We start from the raw sequence: 20,916 nt of genomic DNA on the forward strand, positions 1-20,916 counted from the left end.
ATCGTCCTCGGGCCGGGCGAGGCGAGAGAGAACGGAGTTCTCATTACGGGAGCGAACGGTATTCGAGACATGACATCCGACCCGCTGTCGACGCCGGCCGGGACGCCGACGGAGAACGCCCCGCTCGAGGGCGTTCGCGTCCTCGACTGTACGCAGATGCTATCGGGACCCTTCGCGACGCAGATGCTCGCAGATATGGGCGCGGACGTCGTCAAGATCGAACGGCCCGACCGCGGCGACATCACGCGAAGCGTCGGCCCCGAAATCGGTGACTCCGGTCTCACCGCCTACTTCACGTCGCTCAACCGCGGCAAGCGAAGCGTCGAGTTGAACCTGGCCTCTGAGGAGGGTGCCGCCGCTCTCGAACGCCTCGCCGAAACGGCTGACGTGCTCATCGAGAACTACCGTCCCGGCACGATGGAGAAATGGGGCCTCGGCTACGACGACCTCCGCGAGGTCACCGACGAACTCGTCTACTGCTCTATCTCCGGCTTTCTCGAGGGCCCCTACCGAGACATGCCCGCCTTCGACATGGTCGTCCAGGCGCTCGGCGGCAGCATGAGCATCACCGGCCAGGCCGATGGCCCGCCGGCCCGCCCCGGCATTCCGATCGGCGACATCTGCGCCGGCATGTACGCCGTCATCGGCATCACGACCGCACTCTACAACGACGAGAGCCAGTACATCGACGTTCCCATGTTCGAAGGGCTCGTCTCCTGGCTCACCGAGCGGGCGGGGCGAACGTTCGTCACCGAGGAACCATACCCGCGACAGGGTACCGTCCACCCCTCGCTGGCACCCTACCGCACCGTCGAAACCGCGGACGGCTGGTTCGCCATCGCCATCGGCAGCGACGACACCTGGACCGCGTTCTGTGAGGCCATCGACCGCCCCGAACTCGCGACCGACGACCGCTACGTGGCCAACAACGACCGCGTCGAACATCGCGAATCGCTAACAGCTGCACTCGAACCGATCTTCGAGCAGCGAACGAACGACGAGTGGTTCGAATTGTTCCGCGAGCGCGGCCTGCCAGGAGCGCCGGTTCAGGACACCGTCGAGGTCTTCGAGGACGAACACCTCCGGGCGAGCGGAACGCTCGATGAGCTGACGATCGACGGCGTCGACCTTCCGTTCCCAACCTGTCCGATCGAGTTCACTGGCAAGACGATGCGATCGGGCCACGAACCGCCACAGCTCGGCGAGCACACGGAACCGGTACTCTCGGCCGTGCTGTCCGACGAGGCGCTTGCAAGCGTCCTCGAGCGGTAGCACCGCTTGCTGACCGGGTTCAGTTCTTGCTCCAGTGGTACGTTATGTCTCACCAAAGAATATATACGATATCCAGTCGATGGTAGATCTACCATGGCTATTGGTAACATCAGCCGCCGGAGTGTCCTACAGACTGGTGCAGCGATCGGTGCACTCGGGGCGGCGGGCTGTTTGGGTGGCGGGGGCGGAGACACCGTTCGGATGGGCGCGTCCGCCGGCGGCACGTGGGACGTCGGACTGGCGTTCGAACAGGCCGTCTCCGACCACGGCGAGGACGTGGCGTACTCGACGATCGAGAGTCCGGGCTACGTCGGGACGACGAACCGGATGAGCGACGGGCAGGTCGACGGCGGCATCGTTGATACAAACACGATGTCCAAAGCGATGAACGGCGAGGATATGTTCGCGGACAGTTCGGTCGAGATGCTCCCCTGGCAGGGGTTTCTCGCCTTTCCCTACAGTATCTACGTCGTCGCCCGTTCTGACACCGACATCGAAACGTTCGACGACCTCGCGGGTGCCACCGTCTACCCGGCCGAGCCCGGCTACTCGACCCGCTCGACGACGCTCGACGTCTGGCAGATGCCCCAGGTCGCGGACATCTACGAGGAGATGGACATCGTCGACATGGGCGTCGACGACGCCCCAGGAGCCATGGAGGAGGGAACGATCGACGCCGCGATCGCCTACGGTACCCCCGGCGTCGGCAACACCGGCTTCGTCGTCGAGTACGACAGCCGGACCGACGTTCGATACGTCGAACACACGGACGAACTCGTCGAGGCGATCCAGGAGTACTCCGGTGCCGGATTCTCGGAGTACGACGACGTCGTCGAAGACTTCCAGTGGCAACAGGACATCGGTGCCGACGGGATCGTCTCTTGGGACCTCGAAGTGACGTTTACGTTCCATCCCGAGACGTCCACGGATCAGGTCTACGAACTCACGCGGATCGCACACGAACACGGAGACGCCGTTCGCGACGCCGAACCGCGGTTCACTCCGGAATCGCTCGACGAACTCACGTCGGCGGCGATCGACGATTACCCGTGGCACCCCGGTGCGGCGGAGTACTACCAGGATCAGGACGCCTGGAACGACGACTGGCTCGTCGGCGATCCCGACGAGGCCGGCTCTTACAACTGACGACGGGCAGCCGACCTGCGCTACTGACCCACCACTGCACCCATGACGACAGCACAACCGACACCGACGACCGTTCGAGAAACAACACTCCGATACCTCAACTCCGCGATCACGATCGGCGCGCTGCTGTTCTGGGGAATCGTCCTCTTCTGGGCGAGTTCACCCGGCACGCTGAGTCGAGCGCAGTACGCCGTCGTGTTCCTCGGCAGCATTCTGGTACTGTACATCCTCAACGAGGCGGTTGGATCGATCGAAGGCGGCGACGATCTCGATCTGTTGATACTGATCGCCTGTGCCAGCGTGATGATCGTCGCCTGCGCCTACCTGTTTACGAACTTCGAAGCCGTCTACCAGCAGCGACAGGGACGGGCGCTGGAGCACGAGTACCACCTCGCCTGGCTGGTGGTCGCCGTCATCCTGTACCTGACCTGGCGTTCCTATGGGAAGATTTTTCTCGGCCTCGTCGTCGGTGCGATGGCGTACGCCCTTTACGGGTGGATGCTTCCCGGTATCTTCGGCCACGCCGGAATCGATACGCGGTACATGTTGCAGGTTCTGATCACCGATCTCGGCGGGTTCTTCGGCTCGCTGACGCAGCTTACGGCTACGCTGATCGCGCCGTTTCTCCTGTACGCCGGGCTGTTGTTCGCCTACGGCGCGTTCGATCTCATCCTTCGGGTGGCGATCGCGAGCGCGAAGTACATCGAATCGGGCGTCGCCCAGACCGCCGTTCTCGCGAGCGCGATCATCGGCTCGGTAAACGGCAGTTACGCCGCAAATGCCGGGATGACCGGCTCGTTCACCATTCCGACGATGATCGACAGCGGCCTCCGCCCGCGGACGGCGGCCGCGATCGAGGGGACGGCCTCGACCTCCGGGCAGGTCCTGCCGCCGGTCATGGGTGCCTCGGCGTTCGTGATGGCCTCGTTCCTCCAGATCGCCTACGTCGACGTCATCGCCGCCGGACTGCTGCCCGCCGCGATCCTCGTCGCCAGCATCGTCATCGGCGTCCACTACACCTCGATCCGCGAGGTCGGGAGCCAGGACCTGCAGTTCGACGATCTCTTCGACAATCGGCTCACCCGCGGGGACAAACTCGTTGAAGGAATTCGATTCGGCATCCCCTTCGTCGTCCTGATCGCCCTGCTCGGCGTGTTGCAGTGGACCGTCGCGACGTCCGCCCTCTGGACCATTGCCACCATGATCGGCCTCGGTATCGCGACCCCCGTGCTCCAGTCGATCTACGCGGTCGTCACCGGACGCCGGTCCGCGACCGTCGAACTCGACGACCGGCCGTCACCCCGGAGCCCGCGCCTCCGATCGGTCCGCCGATCCCGCATCGTCGACTCGCTCGTCACCGAACTCGGCAACACCGTCTCCGGCTTTCGCCGCGGCGCGATCATCCTCGCACCGATCGCCATCATCCTGGCCGCCGTCAACGGCATCGTCGACCTGCTGATGGTGACCGGCACCCCCTCGAAGATCGCGCTGATGTTGATGGACATCTCCGGCGGCGTCCTGTTCATCGCCGCCATCCTCGGCATGCTCGTCTGTATCGTCATGGGCATCGGCATGCCGACCGTCGCGGCCTACGTAATCACCTCTACCCTCGTCGCCCCGGCGTTCGTCAACGACTTCGGCGTTCCCGAACTCGCGGCCCACTACATGGTGTTCTACGCCGCCGTCATGGCCGGCGTCACCCCGCCCGTCGCCATCGCCGTCGTCGTCGCCGCCGGCATCGCCGAATCCAACTTCTGGGAAACGTGCGCCACCGCAATGACGATCGCCGCGCCGCTTTTCGTCCTCCCCTTATCGTTCATCTACCACCCTGAACTCGTCTCGACCGCACTCGGTCTCCAGTCGCTGGTCACGGCCGGTGCCGTCCTGCTCGGCGCAATGGCGATTATCTACGGGCTCAACTATCCGTTTTACTTCGACCGCCAGTACACCATCCCGATCCGCTTCGGCCTGTTCTGGCTCGGCGCGTTCATCATGGTCTACCCAGCCCTGTTTGCCCAGGTCGCTGGCATCGCCGTCTTCGCACTCGTCTTCATCGCCGAAAAGTACCTCTCAGACAGCTGGACGGTACCGGTCGGATCCGAACTCAGCCGATAGTTCAACGACATATATGATATGTTTCTATTCTGTCGACCTCACAGAATGCAGACTTATTTGCAATAGCAGATTCCTCATCTGATCTCCGCAATACTATACGCAGCTCACGGAGTCTCGTCCCGATTCTGATCTTTTCTCCGTTCAATCCCCTCTCGTTCATTCACGGACAATTCCCTCCCCGATTTCGCCACTATCATGCCGTACAAAAGCAATTTTCGGTGAATATTGAGGTCAACGGCAGCACTCAGCTTCGTTCTCTCTTTCCGACCTATATCAGTACAGCAGATATTTTGTAGAACCGGTATTAGACCGGACTGAGTTCCTCCTGATACGCACCGTGATGGTCCTCGAACACCTGCATGATCTCGCCCATCGTCGCGTAGGTCTTGACCGCGTCGACGATGTACGGCATGACGTTTTCGTCCGTCGGAATCGCGTCCGAGAGGGCCGAAAGCGCCGCCTCGACCGCCTCGTCGTCGCGCTCGCGCTTGACCCGCTCGAGTCGCTCGAGTTGCCGATCCCGCGTCGTCTCGTCGATCTCGAGGATCTCCGGCGACGTATCCTCCTCGATCGTGAACTCGTTGACGCCGACGACGACCTCCTCGCCGCGCTCGACGCGCTGTTGGTACTCATAGCTCGAGTCCTGGATCTCCCGCTGGAAGTACCCCTGCTCGATCCCGTCGAGAACGCCGTCGCGGATCGACCCGTCGCCCATCTCCTGGATCTCCTCGAGATAGGCCATGATCTCGACTTCCATCTCGTTCGTGAGTTTCTCGATCGCGAAACTGCCGCCCATCGGATCGACGATGTCGGCCGCGCCGGACTCTTCGGCAATGATCTGCTGGGTCCGCAGAGCGACTCGAACCGCCTTCTCGGTCGGCAGCGCGAGCGCCTCGTCGAAACTGTTCGTGTGCAACGACTGCGTGCCGCCGAAGACGCCCGCCAGCGCCTGAATCGTCACCCGAACGATGTTGTTGAGCGGCTGCTGGGCGGTCAGCGACTGGCCGGCCGTCTGCGTGTGGAACTTGAGCCGCTTGGACTCGTCGCGCTCGGCGTCGTACCACTCCTCCATGACGCGGGCGTAAATCCGCCGTGAGGCGCGGAACTTCGCCACCTCCTCGAAGATCGAGTTGTGCGAGTTGAAGAAAAACGAGAGGAGCGGCGCGAACTCGTCGACGTCCAACCCGCGGTCCAGACAGTCCTCGACGTAGGCGAAGCCGTCCGCGAGGGTGAACGCGGCCTCCTGGGCCGCCGTCGATCCCGCTTCGCGGATGTGGTAGCCCGAGATGGAAACCGGGTGGAACTTCGGCGTCTCCTCGACGGCGAACTCGATCGTGTCGGTGACGACCTCGAGCGACGGCTGCGGCGGAACGACCCACTCCTTCTGCGCGATGAACTCCTTTAACATGTCGTTCTGCAGCGTTCCTCGGATCTCCTCGCGCGGAACGCCCTGCTGGTCGGCCAGCGCGATGTACATCGCGTAGATGACCGCCGCGGAGGGGTTGATCGTAAACGAGGTCGATACCTCGCCGATATCGATGCCGTCGAAGAGGATTTCCATGTCCCGCAGCGTGTCCACTGCGACACCCTCCTTGCCGACCTCGCCCTGACTCATCCGGTGGTCCGAGTCGATCCCCATCAGCGACGGCATGTCGAAGGCCGTCGAGAGCCCCGTCTGCCCCTGATCGATCAGGTAGTGAAACCGCTCGTTCGTCTCCTCCGCCGTCCCGAAGCCGGCGAACTGGCGCATCGTCCACGTGCGGCCGCGATACATCGTCGGATACGGACCGCGCGTGTACGGCGGCTCGCCGGGGAACCCCAGATCGTCCTCGTAGTCGAGTTCAGCGATGTCGTCGGGTGTATAGAGGCGGTCGACCTCGTGGTTCGAGACCGTCGCGAACCGTTCCTGGCGCTCGCCGTGGTGGTCGAGGGTCGACTCGAGCGTCTCCTCGGTCCACTGCTCGCGCTGTTCGCGAATCCGGTCTATCTCTTCCTGGTCGAACATTAGTGAGGATATGTCTGGCAGGAATCTAAAGTCTTGTTGTTACTCGTTGAACGGTCGTCCGCCAGCGGTGGAGACGGCCATCTCGGTCCGTTTCGACCGATGGCGAGTACGAGTCGAATCGGACTGTCTCGGAATCGGTGTCGAAACCATAAAGACATGTGGTGTGATACCTACTGCCTATGGCGACCGATACGACCGCGGCGGACGGATGGGAGATCCCCGAGTCATACACAGTTACGGCGCGCGTTGCCGAGCACGCCCAGTCGTTCGGCAACCGCGTCGCCGTTCACTTCCGCGATTCGACTGGCGCGCAAAGCGAACGGACGTACGCCGATCTCCGGGACGACATGAACCGGTTTGCGAACGGGCTCGCTGAACTCGGGGTGGAAAAGGACGACCGAGTGATGCACCTGTTCCCGCGCCATCCGGACGCGTTCGCGATCCAACTCGGTGCGCTCGCGACTGGGGCGCTGTTGGTTCCCTGCTCGTCGATGCTGCGCGCGAACGACATCGAGTTCAGGGCGACCGACTGCGACGCGACGACGATCGTCGTCCACGAGTCGCTGACCGACATGGTCGAGCCGGTGCTCTCGGAGACGCCGATCGAGCGGGTGATCGTGCTGGACGGGGACGACGCTGCGCTCGCAGACGAGCATGGGGAAGCCGGCGAGAGCGACGCTCACTGGACTACCGTCCAGGCGGTCCTCGCCGACCAGCCGACCGACTACGACGGTCCCGACCTCGGAGCCGCGGACCCGATGTCGATCAACTACACGAGCGGGACGACGGGCAAGCCGAAACCCGTCCTGCACAAACACCGCTGGATGTACTGCTTCAATCGGGTCAACGCGCCCCACTGGTGGAACATCGATGACGAGACTGAACTCGCGGATGAACTCCTGTGGGCGACGACCGGAACGGGCTGGGCGAAGTGGTTCTGGAGCCCGGTCGGCGTCGGGCTGACGACCGGCGCGACCCAGCTCATCTACGACGGCGAGTTCAAGCCCGAGACGTTCCTCGAGATCCTCGAAACCGAGGGCGTCACGAAGCTCTGTGCCGTTCCGACGCAGTACCGGATGCTGGCCAATGCGGACCTCGACGCCTACGATGTGCAGGTTCGCGATGCGCTTTCGGCGGGCGAACCGCTCAATCGGGAGCCGATGGAGCGCATCGAGGACGCCTGGGGGGTGACCCCGCGCGACGGCTACGGCCAGACCGAGACGGTCGCGCTCGTGTCGAACTATCCGGGGATCGATGTCAAGCCCGGCAGCATGGGGAAGCCGACGCCGGACATCGGCGCGACCATCATCGATGTCGACGACGAGGAGGAAGTCGAATCCGATGAGATCGGCGAAATCGCGGTGCCCGTCGACTCGCCGGCGATCTTCGACGGCTACTACGAGAAACCCCATCTGGACGAGCAGAAGCTCTCGGGCGAGTTCTATCGGACGGGCGACCTCGCGAGACGGGATGAAGAGGGCTACTTCTTCTTCGAGGGACGGGCCGACGACATCATCATCTCCTCGGGCTACCGGATCGGCCCCTTCGAAGTCGAGGACGCACTCGTCAGCCACGACGCGGTCGCCGAGGCGGCCGTCGTCGGGAGTCCGCACGAGGAGCGCGGGAGCGTCGTCAAAGCCTACGTGATTCTCGCCGACGGCTACGAGGGGACTGTGGAGCTAACGGACGAACTGCAGGCGTTCATGAAAGCGGAGACCGCACCCTACAAGTACCCCCGCCGGATCGAGTTCACCGACGAGTTGCCGAAAACCTCGAGCGGGAAGATTCGACGGATCGAACTCCGCGAGCAGGAACAGGCACAGCACGGCTAACTTCCCCCGCGTTCGCGCGGTCGATCCGCTCAGCCAGCGAGTCGGCACACTTATACTGCTCGTGACAGCAGAGACTGCGTATGCACCGGACCCCGGAGACGGTAGACCGTGTCGGCGTCGTCGGCGCGGGGACGATGGGCAATGGCATCGCACAGGTCGCCGCAACGAACGGCTACGATGTCGTCATGCGCGACATCGAACGGGAGTTCGTCGACAGCGGCTTCGACTCGATCGACGAGAGCCTCGGCCGCCTCGACGACCGGGACGCCCTCCCGGACGACCCCCACGTGATCCGCGACCGAATCGAGGGCACGACCGACCTCGGCGACCTCACAGACTGCGACCTCGTCGTCGAGGCGGCACTCGAGGACCTCGATGTGAAACGCGAGATCTTCGCCGAACTCGACGACATTGTCGCCGCCGAGACGCTGCTAGCGACGAACACGAGCACGATCTCGATCACCTCGATCGCGAGTGCAACCGACCGGCCGGCGCGGGTCGTCGGCCTGCACTTCATGAACCCCGTCCCGATCATGGAGGGCGTCGAGGTCGTCGTCGGTGAGAAGACGAGCGACGAGGCCGTCGACCTGGCTCACGAGTTCGCCGAGGACCTCGGGAAGACGACGTGGGAATCGGACGACAAGCCCGGCTTCGTCACCAACCGCATTCTGATGCCCTGGATCAACGAGGGTATCCGGGCCTACGACGAGGGCGTGGCTACGAAGGAAGACATCGATGCGGGGATGGAACTCGGGACGAACGTCCCGATGGGCCCCCTCACCCTGGCCGACCACATCGGCCTGGACATCTGCCTGCACGCCTCGGAGACGCTGCACGATGAACTCGGGGATCGGTACCAGCCGGCCTACCTCTTGAAGCGCAAGGTGGAGGCGGGCGAGCTGGGCAAGAAAGCGGGACGGGGCTTCTACGAGTACGACTGAGAGAGCCGCTGCGACCGCAAAAGCGGCGCAACTCAGCGCGACTTCAGCTCGCGCGCGATGATCTTCTTCTGAATTTCGCTGGTTCCCTCGTAGATCGTCGTGATCTTCGCGTCGCGGTAGTAGCGCTCGACATCGAAGTCCTTGGTGTAGCCGTAGCCGCCGTGGACCTGGACGGCCTCGTTGGCCACGTCGACGGCCGCCTCGCTGGCGAAGTACTTGGCCATGGCCGCGGCCGTCGGATCGACGCCGTCTTCGTTCTTCCGCGCAGCATCCCGCGTGAGCAGGCGAGCCGCCTGCACGTCGGTTTGCATGTCCGCGAGTTTGTGGCCGATCGCCTGGTGTTCGATGATCGGCTTGTCGAACTGCTCACGTTCGTTCGCGTACGCGACCGCAGCGTCGAGCGCCGCCTGCGCCACGCCGACCGCCTGACTCGCGATCGCAATTCGGCCGCCGGTCAGGATCGAAAAGGCGGCCTTGAGTCCCGATCCGACCTCGGTCAGCCGATTCTCGGCCGGAATCCGCACGTCGTCGAAGATGAGCGTCGTCGTGTCGCTCGCCCGCAGGCCCAGTTTATCCTCCTTCTTGCCGACCTCGAGTCCCGCCGTGTCCTTCGGCACCAGAAACTGGGTGACCGTCTCGGGATCGTCCCTGTCCGTCTTCGCGAAGAGGACGACCACGCCCGCCCGTTCGCCGTTCGTGATCCACTGTTTCTTGCCGTTGATGACGTACTCGTCGCCCTCGCGGACGGCCTCCGTCGTCATCTCCGCCGGGTTCGAGCCGGCGTCGGGTTCCGACAGGGCGAACGCGCCGACGGGACGACCCGAGACCATCTCGGGGAGCCACTCCTCCCGGTGACCCTCGGACCCGAACTCGCGGATGCACGACGTTGCGAGACAGTGGACCGACAGCGCCGTCGCCACCGCGAGGTGGCCGTAAGCGAGTTCTTCGTTGACGATACTGTAGGTCACTTCGTCGACGTCCATTCCGCCGTACTCTTCGGGGACCGTAAGCCCCGTCAGATCGAGTTCGGCCAGCCCGTCCCACACGTCTTCGGGGAACGTCTGGGTCTCGTCGGCTTCGCGGACGTCGGTCCCGACCTCGTTTTCGACGAACTCTCGAACGGTATCCCGGACGAGTTCCTGTTCGCTCGTCAGTTCCATGGCCGAATATTCGTGAGCGGGATACTAAAGCGTCCGATTTTCAGGAAACGAACCGGTGGGGCCGACCTATATGCTCCAGATTCCGACAGAGTCGGAAACAGATCCGACTCGGGTCACTACTGTGCAAACCACACGGCAGCGGCTGGGTGCCGTGCTCGGACGGACGATAACAGTTAACCACCACCGTCACGAATCGCTGACTGACATGACTGACTACGAAAACCTCGCCGTCGATCACGACGACGGCGTGGCGACGGTGACGCTCGACAGCGCGGCCGGACGGAACTCGCTCACCCTCGAGATGGCCGACGAACTCGTTTCGGTCGCGACGACCCTCGGCGAGGACCAGGACACGCGCTGTATCGTGCTGACCCACGCCGGCCAGTTCTTCGGCTCCGGTGCCGACCTCACGCAACTCGAGGGCGACGAGACCGACGCCGCGCGCCTCCGCGAACTCGCGGGCCGCGCCCACGAGGCGATCGTCCAGTTCCACCAGGCCGAAACGCCCGTCGTCGGTGCCGTCAACGGTATCGCCGCCGGAATCGGCTTCAGCCTCGTGCTGATGCCCGACCTGCTCGTCCTCGGTGAAGACGCGACCCTGCGCTTTGCCTACCCCGGCATCGGGCTGACCGGCGACGGCGGCTCGACCTTCTTCCTCCCGCGACTCGTCGGCCTCCGGAACGCGAAGGAAATCGTCCTTCGAGACCGGCCGATCGGCCCCGACGAAGCCGTCGACCTGGGGCTCGCGACCGAGGTCGTCCCCACCGACGAGTTCAATGCGCACGTTACTGAACTCGCGAACGAGTTGGCGGCAGGGCCGACCCAGGCGCTCGGAACCGCGAGCCGACTCCTGACCGAGAGCTACGGTCGTGAACTTGAGGCCCAGCTCGCGGCCGAAACCGACGCGATCGCCGCGGCGGCCCGAACAGAGGACTACCAGCGCGGACTCGACGCCTTCTTCGGCGATGATGACCCCGAATTCGTCGGCCACTAACGAGGTCGCTCAAACGTAATCCAGATTCACCTGCGTCACGTTCGCCGCGCGCTGGACGACGTCCGCGATTTCCTCACGGCGCGTCTCGCCGAGGCGACTCTCGGGACCGCAGACGCAGATCGCGCCCTGAATCTGCTCGCGCTTGTCGAGCACCGGCGCTGCGATGCAGACCATCCCGGCGATGCGCTCGCCCTCGTCGACCGCGTAGCCCCGCTGTCGGACCGTCTCGAGTTGCTCGAGTAGTACGTCGGGATCGGTTACTGTCCGGGACGTTACTTCGACGAGCCCCTGATCGACGAGTTCAGCGACGCGCCCGTCGTCCCTATGTGCCAGCATCGCCTTGCCGGGTGCCGTCGCGTGAAGGGGCATCCGCGCGCCGGGGTAGGCGAACAGGTTGATCGCATCCGGTCCCTCCTGGACGGCGAGGATCACCGCCTGGTCGTGCTCCTCGATCAGTAGCGTCACGTGCTCGCCGGTCTCGTCGGCGACGGTTACGAGTTCGTTGCGGACAGCTTTAACGACCTCCAGCCGGTGGCGCTGGCGGTGGCCGACCTCGAGAAATCGCGTCGATGTCCGATATTCCTTATCCTCGGCGGTCACGTACCCCGTTTCGACGAGCGCTTGCAGGTAGTCGTGGACGGTACTCACCGGCATCTCGAGTCGCGACGCGAGTTCGGAGGCCCGACCGCCACCGTTTTCCGAGAGTTCGTCGACGATCCTGAAGGCCCGTTGGACGGACCGGTTGGGGGTGTTTGTCATGACGACGACTACGACGGACTATCCACAGAAGTGTTTCGGTTGTGCCGGAAACTATTTCGGGTATTTCGATTCGGTCGTCTCCATCGGATCAGCTATCATCGCAATGCGTAGGTGACCGATGACCGATGCCGGAAGAAGAACAGTGCTGAGAGACGGTTCCGAAAGAGTCGGATTCGAACACAGCGGAGATAGCCCATTGAATGGATCGTACGGGCATCATCGATATACTGCTGTGCGTTTGGCAATCCGACTGTGCCGAAAGAGGCTTCCAGTATCGGTGACGTACTGGTCACAGCCAGTACGGAGACCCGGTGACCGAAGGTGGCATACGTTATTTACAGTTGTACTCATGTATTCACCAGGGCTGAGTGTTACTCATCCACACCTGTCGCTAGGAGAGTGAGTGAGCCGTCGAATACGCGATCTCGTCGCTAATCAACCGGTATGAATTCTATAATGGTATATAGAATTCTCCGGCAGTAGATGAGGCTGGACGTTCGATGCATACGATGGGACATCCTAAAACACGACATTGGTCTCGGTCACACTCGTCTTACAGCGTGGATCGAGGATAATTGCCATGAATTATACTATGGTTCTTCAGGAAAAGCTGAAGTCGGCTAGGTGGCCAGCCAATGCACGGACTGCCTATTCATTCCGATTACTTTTTCGATGTACCGAAGAAGCCAGCGATAGTATTGGGTCGTGGTCTCAGAATCGGGCTTGCAGCGCATGAGATAAACAGCTATCTGACAGCACTGCCGCTCACGAATCGGGCGAACACGGGAGATATCGGCGTCAATCAGGCGGGTCGAGACCGTAGAACTGCTTGGCAACGGTCAGAAACTGGTTCGCATCGACGCGCGGTGCGTACGACGTGTTCTCGCCGTCGATGGCGAGCTTCACCAGCAGATCGACCAGCCGCCAAACGTTATACAGCACGCATGCAAACACGAAATTGAAGAACCGATAGTCGCGTTCGATTGAAGTGGTTCGCACCATGAAGTGCTTCTGCTTCTTGAAGCCGTTCTCAATACCCCAACGACGGCGATACCATCGGATGAGCCGCTCGATCATGTGGACGAACGCCTTTCCGTTCATCCGCTGATCGTCGGCATCACCGGCGGTTACGTAGGGATGATTCGTCTCAAACACGACGGTCCCGGCGGTGTCTACGTCTCCCTCCTGTGCTTTCTGCTTCCGCTCTTCGATTTCTTCTTCCCGCTGAATGTCTGCGAGCAACCGCGAGAACGACATCCCCTCGCTCGGTTCGCCTTCCACGTCCTCGAACTCCCACTCACCGCACATCTCCGTCCATACTGCTGAAAGATCGTTGTCTCCCTCCTCGTCGTCGTCCGAATTCGATTGCTTCGGGAGGTAGACCTGCTTGCGCGTGGGTGTCCCATCGTCGGCTTTCTCCTCCGTGACATGGAACCGTTCGCCGTTACGGTACATCCACGCGATGGTGTCTGCTTCGTCGCTATTGGCGAAGATGCGCGTGGGATTCAGATAGTGAACGTCGTACTCCTCGCAGGTGTCCTTGACCGGATCGCTATCGAACTCCCGATCCATCATCACGAGGTCGATGTCGACCATCTCGGTCGCCTGCGACAGGAGCTTCTCAACGATCGCGTCTTTCGACTGTCCGCGCACGCGCGGGATGGCATCGAGAACCAGCGGCACGTCCATCCCGACGATTTTCAGCACCGCCCACTGGTAGTACTCGTTGCCGTCTTTGTACCCGAGGATGTCGTCCTCGTGGTCCTCTACGTCGCCGGTGAACGGGAATCCCTTGGTCACGTCGATGGCCGCAAAGACCGGCCCATCGAGTTCACCGTGTTGACGGGCACGGGCGATCAGCATCCGCGTCGTGTCTCGCAGCATCTCCCGAATCTCCGCGACGGAGAGCTTCCCGATCTGGTAGCGATGAGTCGATCCCGCCGGGATGCGCTCGCGCGTCGTATCGAGTGAGAACGATGCCGGGCCGCTGCGGGCGTACATGTCCTCGCGCATCCCTATGTAGGCGTGTTGCTCCCAGAAGGCGTTCTCGTGGATCTGCCAGTTCGGCCCGCGATCAAGCGCGAACGCGTCGGCTACGAATGGTTTGGCCTGCTGCCACACCTCGTCGGTCTTCTGGGCGACGAGCTGGTGTTTGGGAGGATTGTCGGCTTCGGATCCATCCGCTCCGTCGGTGCCGATCCGGTCGGGAAGCGGAACCTCGTAGGCACGCGCGGTCCTCACAATTACGTCGGCACAATCGTGTACGCCATCACGGAGTTTCTCGCTGAAGCGTTCGTTCCATGCGCGCCAGAACGTCGATTGATTCGGGAGCGTCTTGAAGCCGAGATTCTGACGCAGCGAAGGGTGTTCTCTGAGGTAGTCGTAGAGGGCGGTTTCATCCCAGCCGTTGATCTCCGTGAGCAGGCCGGCTCGAACGTGGACCGTCATCGGGTACGGTCCCGCGTACGGAGCGGACGCATCGTGTGTGGCGAACGTGAGATGATCGATCGGGAGATGGCAGATCAGCATCTCGATGTCGTCGTAGCTTTCCCACCGCTCGCACTGTGACTGCACGATGGTCGTGACATCCGCAACGAATCCGTCGAGATGGTCGTCTGCCCCTTCCATTCTCACGTGAGACACTCCTATCCCTTGGGCCAGATCGTGTAGCTGAATGACCAGACAAAATCGATCGCAAGGATGACACCCCACAATTTTGCCATCTCCGTTAACACTCTCGTTCTGTCAAAATCACCTACGAGTGCAACAGCCCCGAGAAGCAGAGCGCAGCCGATTATCCAAGCGAGAAAGTGCCGTCCCCACTGATGGCGTTCATGTTGAGCGTGCGCTCGACCCGTCTTCGGTGGTTTTGTGGGTGGTGGACCATCAGCGAACCAGTAGGAGAATCGTTCATCGGCCCAGCGGATTAGGCGATGGCCAAAAGCGACAGAAACTCCGATATATATCGCGGCTAACCCATGGGCAGAGGTTGCAGTTCCCCCATTATTGAGGTCGATTACAGTAAACGTCAGTAAGAGCAAATCAACAAGCGGGACGCCTGCCAGTAGCACTGTACTCAGCCGTTGCTGGCCGAGGAGATATCGAGTAGAGAGCCCTGCAAGAAGCACGACCCAGAACCCAATCTCACAGCCGATGATAGCGACGTAAATCAGATCGCTCATACCTAACTAATGCGGACGGGAGTGTGTGGAGTTACTGCCATGCATGCTCGGCAAGTTTAAGAGTATATGTCCTGCAATATCGAGTGAGATATGAGATACACTTCTTTACACACATCATTGAGTATTTATTTATGAGATATGTGACCCTGGTCATCGACCCGAGTGACGCTCACGAGACATTCAACGAACTGAGACAAGTACAGGTAGATAACGAAGTGATTGCAACATATGAAGAGATCTATGATCTCAATCCGCTCGATGATGGAACTGCTGTCGAGTTGGTTCGACTCACTGGCGATATCGAACGGTTTGCGAGAAGCACGTCAGAGCTGGGAGATGTGTCGGTCATACCCACGAGCGAAACAGGGTTTGTATACATACACTTGAATCCCGGAAACCTCGACACGGCGCTCATCGACATCATCGATACTCATAAGATTACTGTGGACTGGCCAGTCAGATATACCAATCGGGGTTTTCAACTTACGCTCCTCGGTGAAGACATATCTCTCCAACACGTCGTCGCGGATCTCTCCGAAATTGTAGACGTGACGATTGAAAAAACGGGTGACTACCATCCCGGAATGCGCGATCCCGCATGGCACCTGACAGACCGTCAAATTGAGGTCGTGCGCGCTGCAATCAATGGAGGATATTATGATCTCCCTCGGAAGGCTGGTCAGCGTGATCTCGCGGCCAAACTCGAACTCTCGCGAGGTACAGTCGCCGAGCATCTCCGAAAGGCCGAAGCAAGGGTGATGCAGGAAGTGGTGAAGTGAAAGCACTCGCATACTGTTTTAGCTGAAGTTAGGCAGGTAGATTGCTCATGCACGGCTTGGCTCGAAATCTATACCGATAGTCTAAATTTCGCAGATGGTTGTGCATGACGAATCTAACTAGCCGACCTCTGTTCATGATGAATATTGGAACCAATCGATGGCCTAAATTTCGTAGGTAGCTATGCATGACGAACCGACCTAGCCGAGTTCAGATTAGAACGGAAAGAATCAGCTTTCCTGCTGACGGTTTCCCAAGCGTTCCATCCAACCAGGCAGCCGGGTGCTGGCGAGTGTTCGTGAGTCCCAGATAAGAGAGAGTGCAAGGGCTAGGCCTGCGATGAGCAGCGTGTCGATAAGCCACGCATCAAATGAGTTCCTCGGGAACAAGGTGAACATGACGTTGAGGATGGCGTGACACACAACGACTGCGAAAACGCTGTTTCTCGTGTTGTTGTACAACCAGACCAGCACCACCCGCACCCCCACCAGGTGGAGAGATGCCAAAGCGATCACCAGCGTCGAGTGGCCAAGATGCAGCGGAATATGCAATATTGCCCAGATCACTCCCAAGAAAATACTGGCACGGAGCGCCCCCCATCGCTCCTGCATCGGATCGATAACGTATCCCATCCATCCCAGTTCTTCACCTAAAGCAAAGATAACGAACACGCCGAAAAAGAGCAGTGTCGATACTACCGAGAACTGTGGAAGAGAGTGTGGCAATCCCAATAACTGCATCAATCCATATCGCACAACCACCACGCCAGGCAGTAATAGTACAACGGGAATATACCAGATCGTCGGTCTGATTTGCTTATAATCGACGGACCGTCCCAGTAGAGAGGTCACAGCTGCAGTACCATCCGTTTTGTAGACGAGTATTACAGCGGCTATCGCTGGGCAAATGGCCGCAAGTACGGTCACGGGGGTTCTTGGGAACAGGTATGTGTTTGTCGCCAACCCGAATATCAAAAACGGGAGGAAAAGCGTGAACACCAGCACGAAGAACGTCAACGGTGACCGCCCTGACAGGTTGGAGCTTGCGAAACTCCCATCAGCAGACGAACGAAATGATGGCCTCGATGACTCCTGTTGCTCGTCACCAGTCATGCGCGTTCCTCATTAGGGTTATGTCCACAGGTCGCTCAAAGCGCGCGACGAGATATTGATCGGCGATGCCATAGCTACCTTGCTTTGGCTGGGCAAGCTACACAATTCACTCTGTACAGCTGTGAACAGAGGGTCCGCAATCACAGCTGTTTCTCTGGATCGATTCATGGTTCGTACTGTCAGATAGACCATATCGGTACTGAGAGAAGCGATCCGATGACACTTCCGTCAGATATTGGGGGGAGTTTAAGTCGGGTCGAGTTATGTACTGACTCGCGCTTGGCCAGCAGTGGGATACCGATATCAGGTTTTCTGCGGCGACCATCTCGCCGAATGCTCCGAGTTTAAAGACGTGGAACCCGTTCGTAGCTTCATGCGTAGTCTTCGTCTCACTGTTTCCGAAGACGACCTCTCGCCAAGTCCCGCAGTTACTCGGGGAGCTATCCTGAACATGCGACTACTGCCCGACGGAACGATGGTTGAGCTCTATCGTGCCGAGGGTGATGTGGACGCACTCATAACGGAGCTCGATGGTGATCCCAGTTGTCTACAATACGAGATCTGTGGCCGCAACGAACGAGAATGCTACCTCTACAACCACTGTCGCCCCGATGAACAATTGCGACATCTGCATTCGATTTTGGATAGACACGCCCTGATGGTCGACCTACCAATTCGAATCGAGACTGGGGTCGGCGTGACGATTCGTATTGTCGGCCCCGAAACCCAACTGTACGACGCATTTCACGCGTTTCCGGAAACGATCCGGGCCAATATGACGATCGAGAATATCGGCTCGTATGTGCCGGAGACACCCGAAATCCGTTCCGTTCTCACCAACCGCCAGCTCGAAGTGATTGAGGCCGCTATTGCAGTCGGTTACTATGCGACGCCCCGCACCGCAACTGCGGCGGACGTTGCAGAACGGATCGGGTGCGCACGAAGCACAGCCTCTGAGCATCTACGGAACGGTGAAGCACGTCTCATAATGGCACTTCCTACTGGGTCACAAACGAGGTAGTCCACCATTCCAGTCTATCCATATCCCCCGCTCTGAGGGCAAGTAACTTCGAAACCGCTGTCGTTTAAACCTCCATCACTATCTGGAAGAGGTCTCTTTGTGGAACAGTACCTTCTCACAACTACCAGATCATATGAACCACCCAGATCGAGATTCGACTGTGGATGCCCACCCTGTGTTCGCGGCTGTCTATGACTTCCAAGGGCGCTGGAGAGAAGAGAGGTTCATGCGCAAACATCGCCAGTATCTCGCAGAAGACCTTCATGGCTCCGTCTTGGATATCGGACCCGGTACAGGTGATATGTTTCCCTACTTCAAAAAAGCAGCAGAGCGCGACCGCTCACTCCAGTTTCATGGAATCGAACCCGACCCACATATGCGAAAGCGTGCCAAGAAACGTGCCACAGAAACCGGGATATCCATCGATCTTCGCTCAGGCAGGGCTGAGTCGCTCCCCTATGAAGACAAGCGGTTCGATGTAGTCCTCGCCTGCTCGGTACTCTGTACCGTTTCTGATGTCGAACAGACGCTGAAAGAGATTCACCGCGTGCTGAAACCGAGTGGAGAGCTACGGTTCTGCGAACATGTGCGTTCAGACGGGTTAATCGGCCGATTCCAAGATACGATCAATCCTCTCTGGAAGCGGTTCACCGCTGGATGTCATCTCAATCGCCAGACTGAGAAAACGATGAGAAAAAGCCCTCTCGAAATAGCTGAAATCGACTATATCGACAGCAGATTCCAACCAATAAAACGAGGGAAGACTATCCGAAGGAACTAGCGATAATCGAGAGACTAAATTTCGGTCAGTGGCGTGCATGACGAATCTACCTGCCTGACTTCAGAGGAAAAGGATATTCTCAGCCTGGATTTCGAAACCGCCTCCTCACTAATGAAGGGGTCGGGCGGTACCGCCGAACGAGGATGGGATGGTATCGGCAGTTCCATCCAATCGTCTGCGTGTTTGCTATCACTAACGCAGAATCGGCCTGTGAGGAACGCTACCATATTCAGAGCGTTTCAACACGGTATTTGGAAAGCGAAGCGATCGAACGGAACCGCCTTTTCGGACGGTTAATCGGTGATCGTCACGTCGCCGTTCGTCGTTTCGAACTGCAGTTGGTGTGTTCCGTCACCGACGGTCGCCTCGAGTTCGCTGCCAGTTTGTGTTACGGGATCCGCGTGCGTTGCGGTGAGTGAAATATCGCCGTTGACCGTCGTGGCCGCTACGGTTGCATCCACGGTCTCGTTGAGCGTATAGTCGATCGCTCCGTTCGTCGACTCGAACGTGGCGTCACCCCCAAGGGCGTCCGCATCGATTGTGATATCGCCGTTCGTCGTCTCAATCAGGGCCCCATCACTGAGACGGGCACTGGTCGCGTTGATCGCGCCATTTGTAGACGAAAGCGAGTCGATAGTCGAGACATCTTCGAGTGTAATCTCTCCGTTCGCGGTGCTGGCGCTTACGATCGACTCGATGTTACGCACATCGATAGCGCCGTTTCGCGTCTCGAGAACGGCTCGTTCGATTTCGTGTGGCACGGTACAGACGATTTCGGAGTCCGGTCTCGAATCGGCTGTCAGCCCGAACTGCTCTACGAGGGTCTGATCGTAATCAACTGATACGTCGAGTGTACCGTTGTGTTCGTCGGCCGACAGCGTGGTGCGGTCCAAAGCGCGCTCCGCGCCGTACTGTTCGACCTCGAGTTCAACGGTCTCCCGCTCGGAACCGGTGATCGATATCGGACCTGTCACGGTGGCGATCGAAACCTCGTCGACATCGTAGGTCGCGGTGAACGTTTCCGACGCGGTTTCATCATCCCTATCCTCAAGCACGCGAGTGGCTGCAATACCGCCGAGTGCAACTCCACCGGCCGAGACGGCAGCAGTTGCAATGACGGCCCGTCGACGAGTGATCTCCGTATCCATAGCGAATGTTCACCTTAGTAGTCTAACAGTAGGCCTCGCTTAAATAAGATACTATTTCCGTCTTAGATTTTGTATCAAACGATCGATGTTGACGACCCATAAGGTACAGAAAGACGAGTTACAGCCGACAGACGGAACGCAATTAGATCGTGTTGCACTCGATGAAAGACGCTCCGGGCCGTCATCTAACGGATGACCGACGGCGAGATACACGGTTCCGACGATTATCGTGTGTCGGTTAGCGTACCGAGTGGAGTAAATGGTGTCACAATTTTGAGGAACTCATCGATCCGAGTACCGTTCGTGGAGAGTGTGAACGGAATCATTGGGCGGCAGCGATATCCCGGCTCCTTCTATAGTAGGAGTTAGAAATAGCCACTCATTTTGGGAATAGGGAGTTAATCAAGAGCGGTATCGATCGCTGTTGTTAGCTCAGANTCCTTCTATAGTAGGAGTTAGAAATAGCCACTCATTTTGGGAATAGGGAGTTAATCAAGAGCGGTATCGATCGCTGTTGTTAGCTCAGAGAGTGAGTCGAAGAATCGGTTGCTAAGAGCTGATTGCAACTGTCTCCAGCACTTTTCGACTGGATTAAGTTCCGGTGAATACGCTGGTAACGTGACGAAGGCGAGGTCGTCACGGGCCGCCAGGTCCGTGACGGCCGACGCCTG

Annotated in this window: 17 protein-coding genes; 9 read left to right on the forward strand and 8 right to left on the reverse strand. The window is 59.7% G+C overall.

Annotation, left to right across the window (positions count from 1 at the left end; all coding sequences use genetic code 11):
* The first annotated feature begins 69 nt into the window (after positions 1 to 69).
* The 3 genes from C484_RS05385 (at position 70) to C484_RS05395 (ending at position 4,533) form a co-directional block, all read left to right on the forward strand.
* On the forward strand, positions 70 to 1,272 hold the full coding sequence (locus C484_RS05385; RefSeq protein WP_006824932.1) for a CaiB/BaiF CoA transferase family protein: 1,203 nt from the start codon (positions 70 to 72) through the stop codon (positions 1,270 to 1,272).
* Between the two features lie 93 nt (positions 1,273 to 1,365).
* Positions 1,366 to 2,418, forward strand: coding sequence for a TAXI family TRAP transporter solute-binding subunit (locus C484_RS05390; RefSeq protein WP_049915045.1), 1,053 nt, complete (start codon positions 1,366 to 1,368; stop codon positions 2,416 to 2,418).
* Between the two features lie 42 nt (positions 2,419 to 2,460).
* Positions 2,461 to 4,533 carry a TRAP transporter permease gene (locus C484_RS05395; RefSeq protein WP_006824934.1) on the forward strand — a complete coding sequence of 691 codons (2,073 nt, stop codon included), beginning with the start codon at positions 2,461 to 2,463 and terminating at the stop codon, positions 4,531 to 4,533.
* 304 nt (positions 4,534 to 4,837) lie between these two features.
* On the opposite strand, the gene C484_RS05400 is transcribed toward C484_RS05395, so the two are convergent.
* A complete protein-coding gene (locus tag C484_RS05400) occupies positions 4,838 to 6,538 on the reverse strand; it encodes an acyl-CoA mutase large subunit family protein (RefSeq protein ID WP_006824935.1) in 1,701 nt (566 codons plus the stop codon).
* Positions 6,539 to 6,717: 179 nt separating this feature from the next.
* Here C484_RS05400 and C484_RS05405 point away from each other — a divergent pair, with 179 nt between their 5' ends.
* Positions 6,718 to 8,370: an acyl-CoA synthetase gene (locus C484_RS05405; RefSeq protein WP_006824936.1), complete on the forward strand. Its 1,653-nt coding sequence runs from the start codon at positions 6,718 to 6,720 to the stop codon at positions 8,368 to 8,370.
* Between the two features lie 80 nt (positions 8,371 to 8,450).
* The gene (locus C484_RS05410; RefSeq protein ID WP_006824937.1) at positions 8,451 to 9,311 is read left to right on the forward strand and encodes a 3-hydroxyacyl-CoA dehydrogenase family protein; all 861 of its coding nucleotides are present in this window, start codon (positions 8,451 to 8,453) and stop codon (positions 9,309 to 9,311) included.
* Positions 9,312 to 9,343: 32 nt separating this feature from the next.
* On the opposite strand, the gene C484_RS05415 is transcribed toward C484_RS05410, so the two are convergent.
* Positions 9,344 to 10,471, reverse strand: coding sequence for an acyl-CoA dehydrogenase family protein (locus C484_RS05415; RefSeq protein ID WP_006824938.1), 1,128 nt, complete (start codon positions 10,469 to 10,471; stop codon positions 9,344 to 9,346).
* Positions 10,472 to 10,676: 205 nt separating this feature from the next.
* On the opposite strand from C484_RS05415, the gene C484_RS05420 reads away from it, so the two are divergent.
* Positions 10,677 to 11,465, forward strand: a complete 789-nt coding sequence (locus C484_RS05420; RefSeq protein ID WP_049915049.1) for an enoyl-CoA hydratase/isomerase family protein — start codon at positions 10,677 to 10,679, stop codon at positions 11,463 to 11,465.
* A 9-nt stretch (positions 11,466 to 11,474) separates the two neighbouring features.
* Here the strand turns inward: C484_RS05420 and C484_RS05425 are convergent, their stop codons facing one another.
* The 3 genes from C484_RS05425 to C484_RS05435 all read right to left on the reverse strand — a co-directional run bounded on the left by C484_RS05425 (position 11,475) and on the right by C484_RS05435 (position 15,406).
* A complete protein-coding gene (locus tag C484_RS05425; protein WP_006824940.1) occupies positions 11,475 to 12,224 on the reverse strand; it encodes an IclR family transcriptional regulator in 750 nt (249 codons plus the stop codon).
* A gap of 798 nt (positions 12,225 to 13,022) precedes the next feature.
* Positions 13,023 to 14,852: a transposase gene (locus C484_RS05430; RefSeq protein ID WP_006824941.1), complete on the reverse strand. Its 1,830-nt coding sequence runs from the start codon at positions 14,850 to 14,852 to the stop codon at positions 13,023 to 13,025.
* A gap of 17 nt (positions 14,853 to 14,869) precedes the next feature.
* On the reverse strand, positions 14,870 to 15,406 hold the full coding sequence (locus tag C484_RS05435) for a hypothetical protein (RefSeq protein ID WP_006824942.1): 537 nt from the start codon (positions 15,404 to 15,406) through the stop codon (positions 14,870 to 14,872).
* 140 nt (positions 15,407 to 15,546) lie between these two features.
* On the opposite strand from C484_RS05435, the gene C484_RS05440 reads away from it, so the two are divergent.
* On the forward strand, positions 15,547 to 16,185 hold the full coding sequence (locus tag C484_RS05440; RefSeq protein ID WP_160164222.1) for a helix-turn-helix domain-containing protein: 639 nt from the start codon (positions 15,547 to 15,549) through the stop codon (positions 16,183 to 16,185).
* A gap of 228 nt (positions 16,186 to 16,413) precedes the next feature.
* Here C484_RS05440 and C484_RS05445 read toward each other — a convergent pair whose 3' ends face one another.
* Positions 16,414 to 17,295 (reverse strand): CPBP family intramembrane glutamic endopeptidase, encoded by an 882-nt coding sequence (locus C484_RS05445; protein WP_152422655.1) that lies wholly within the window; start codon positions 17,293 to 17,295, stop codon positions 16,414 to 16,416.
* A 373-nt stretch (positions 17,296 to 17,668) separates the two neighbouring features.
* Between C484_RS05445 and C484_RS05450 the strand changes: the two genes are divergently transcribed.
* Positions 17,669 to 18,316 carry a helix-turn-helix domain-containing protein gene (locus C484_RS05450; RefSeq protein WP_449289167.1) on the forward strand — a complete coding sequence of 216 codons (648 nt, stop codon included), beginning with the start codon at positions 17,669 to 17,671 and terminating at the stop codon, positions 18,314 to 18,316.
* Positions 18,317 to 18,449: 133 nt separating this feature from the next.
* Entirely contained in the window at positions 18,450 to 19,097 is a 648-nt protein-coding gene (locus C484_RS05455) for a class I SAM-dependent methyltransferase (protein WP_049915047.1), read from the forward strand.
* Between the two features lie 293 nt (positions 19,098 to 19,390).
* On the opposite strand, the gene C484_RS05460 is transcribed toward C484_RS05455, so the two are convergent.
* Together C484_RS05460 and C484_RS22030 are read right to left on the reverse strand one after the other, a co-directional pair.
* Positions 19,391 to 20,245 (reverse strand): DUF4097 family beta strand repeat-containing protein, encoded by an 855-nt coding sequence (locus C484_RS05460; protein WP_006824947.1) that lies wholly within the window; start codon positions 20,243 to 20,245, stop codon positions 19,391 to 19,393.
* Positions 20,246 to 20,733: 488 nt separating this feature from the next.
* On the reverse strand, positions 20,734 to 20,916 hold a 183-nt coding region (locus C484_RS22030; RefSeq protein ID WP_006824948.1), incomplete at its 5' end, for a transposase.

Origin of the sequence: Natrialba taiwanensis DSM 12281 (assembly GCF_000337595.1) — an archaeon.
Taxonomy (GTDB): domain Archaea; phylum Halobacteriota; class Halobacteria; order Halobacteriales; family Natrialbaceae; genus Natrialba; species Natrialba taiwanensis.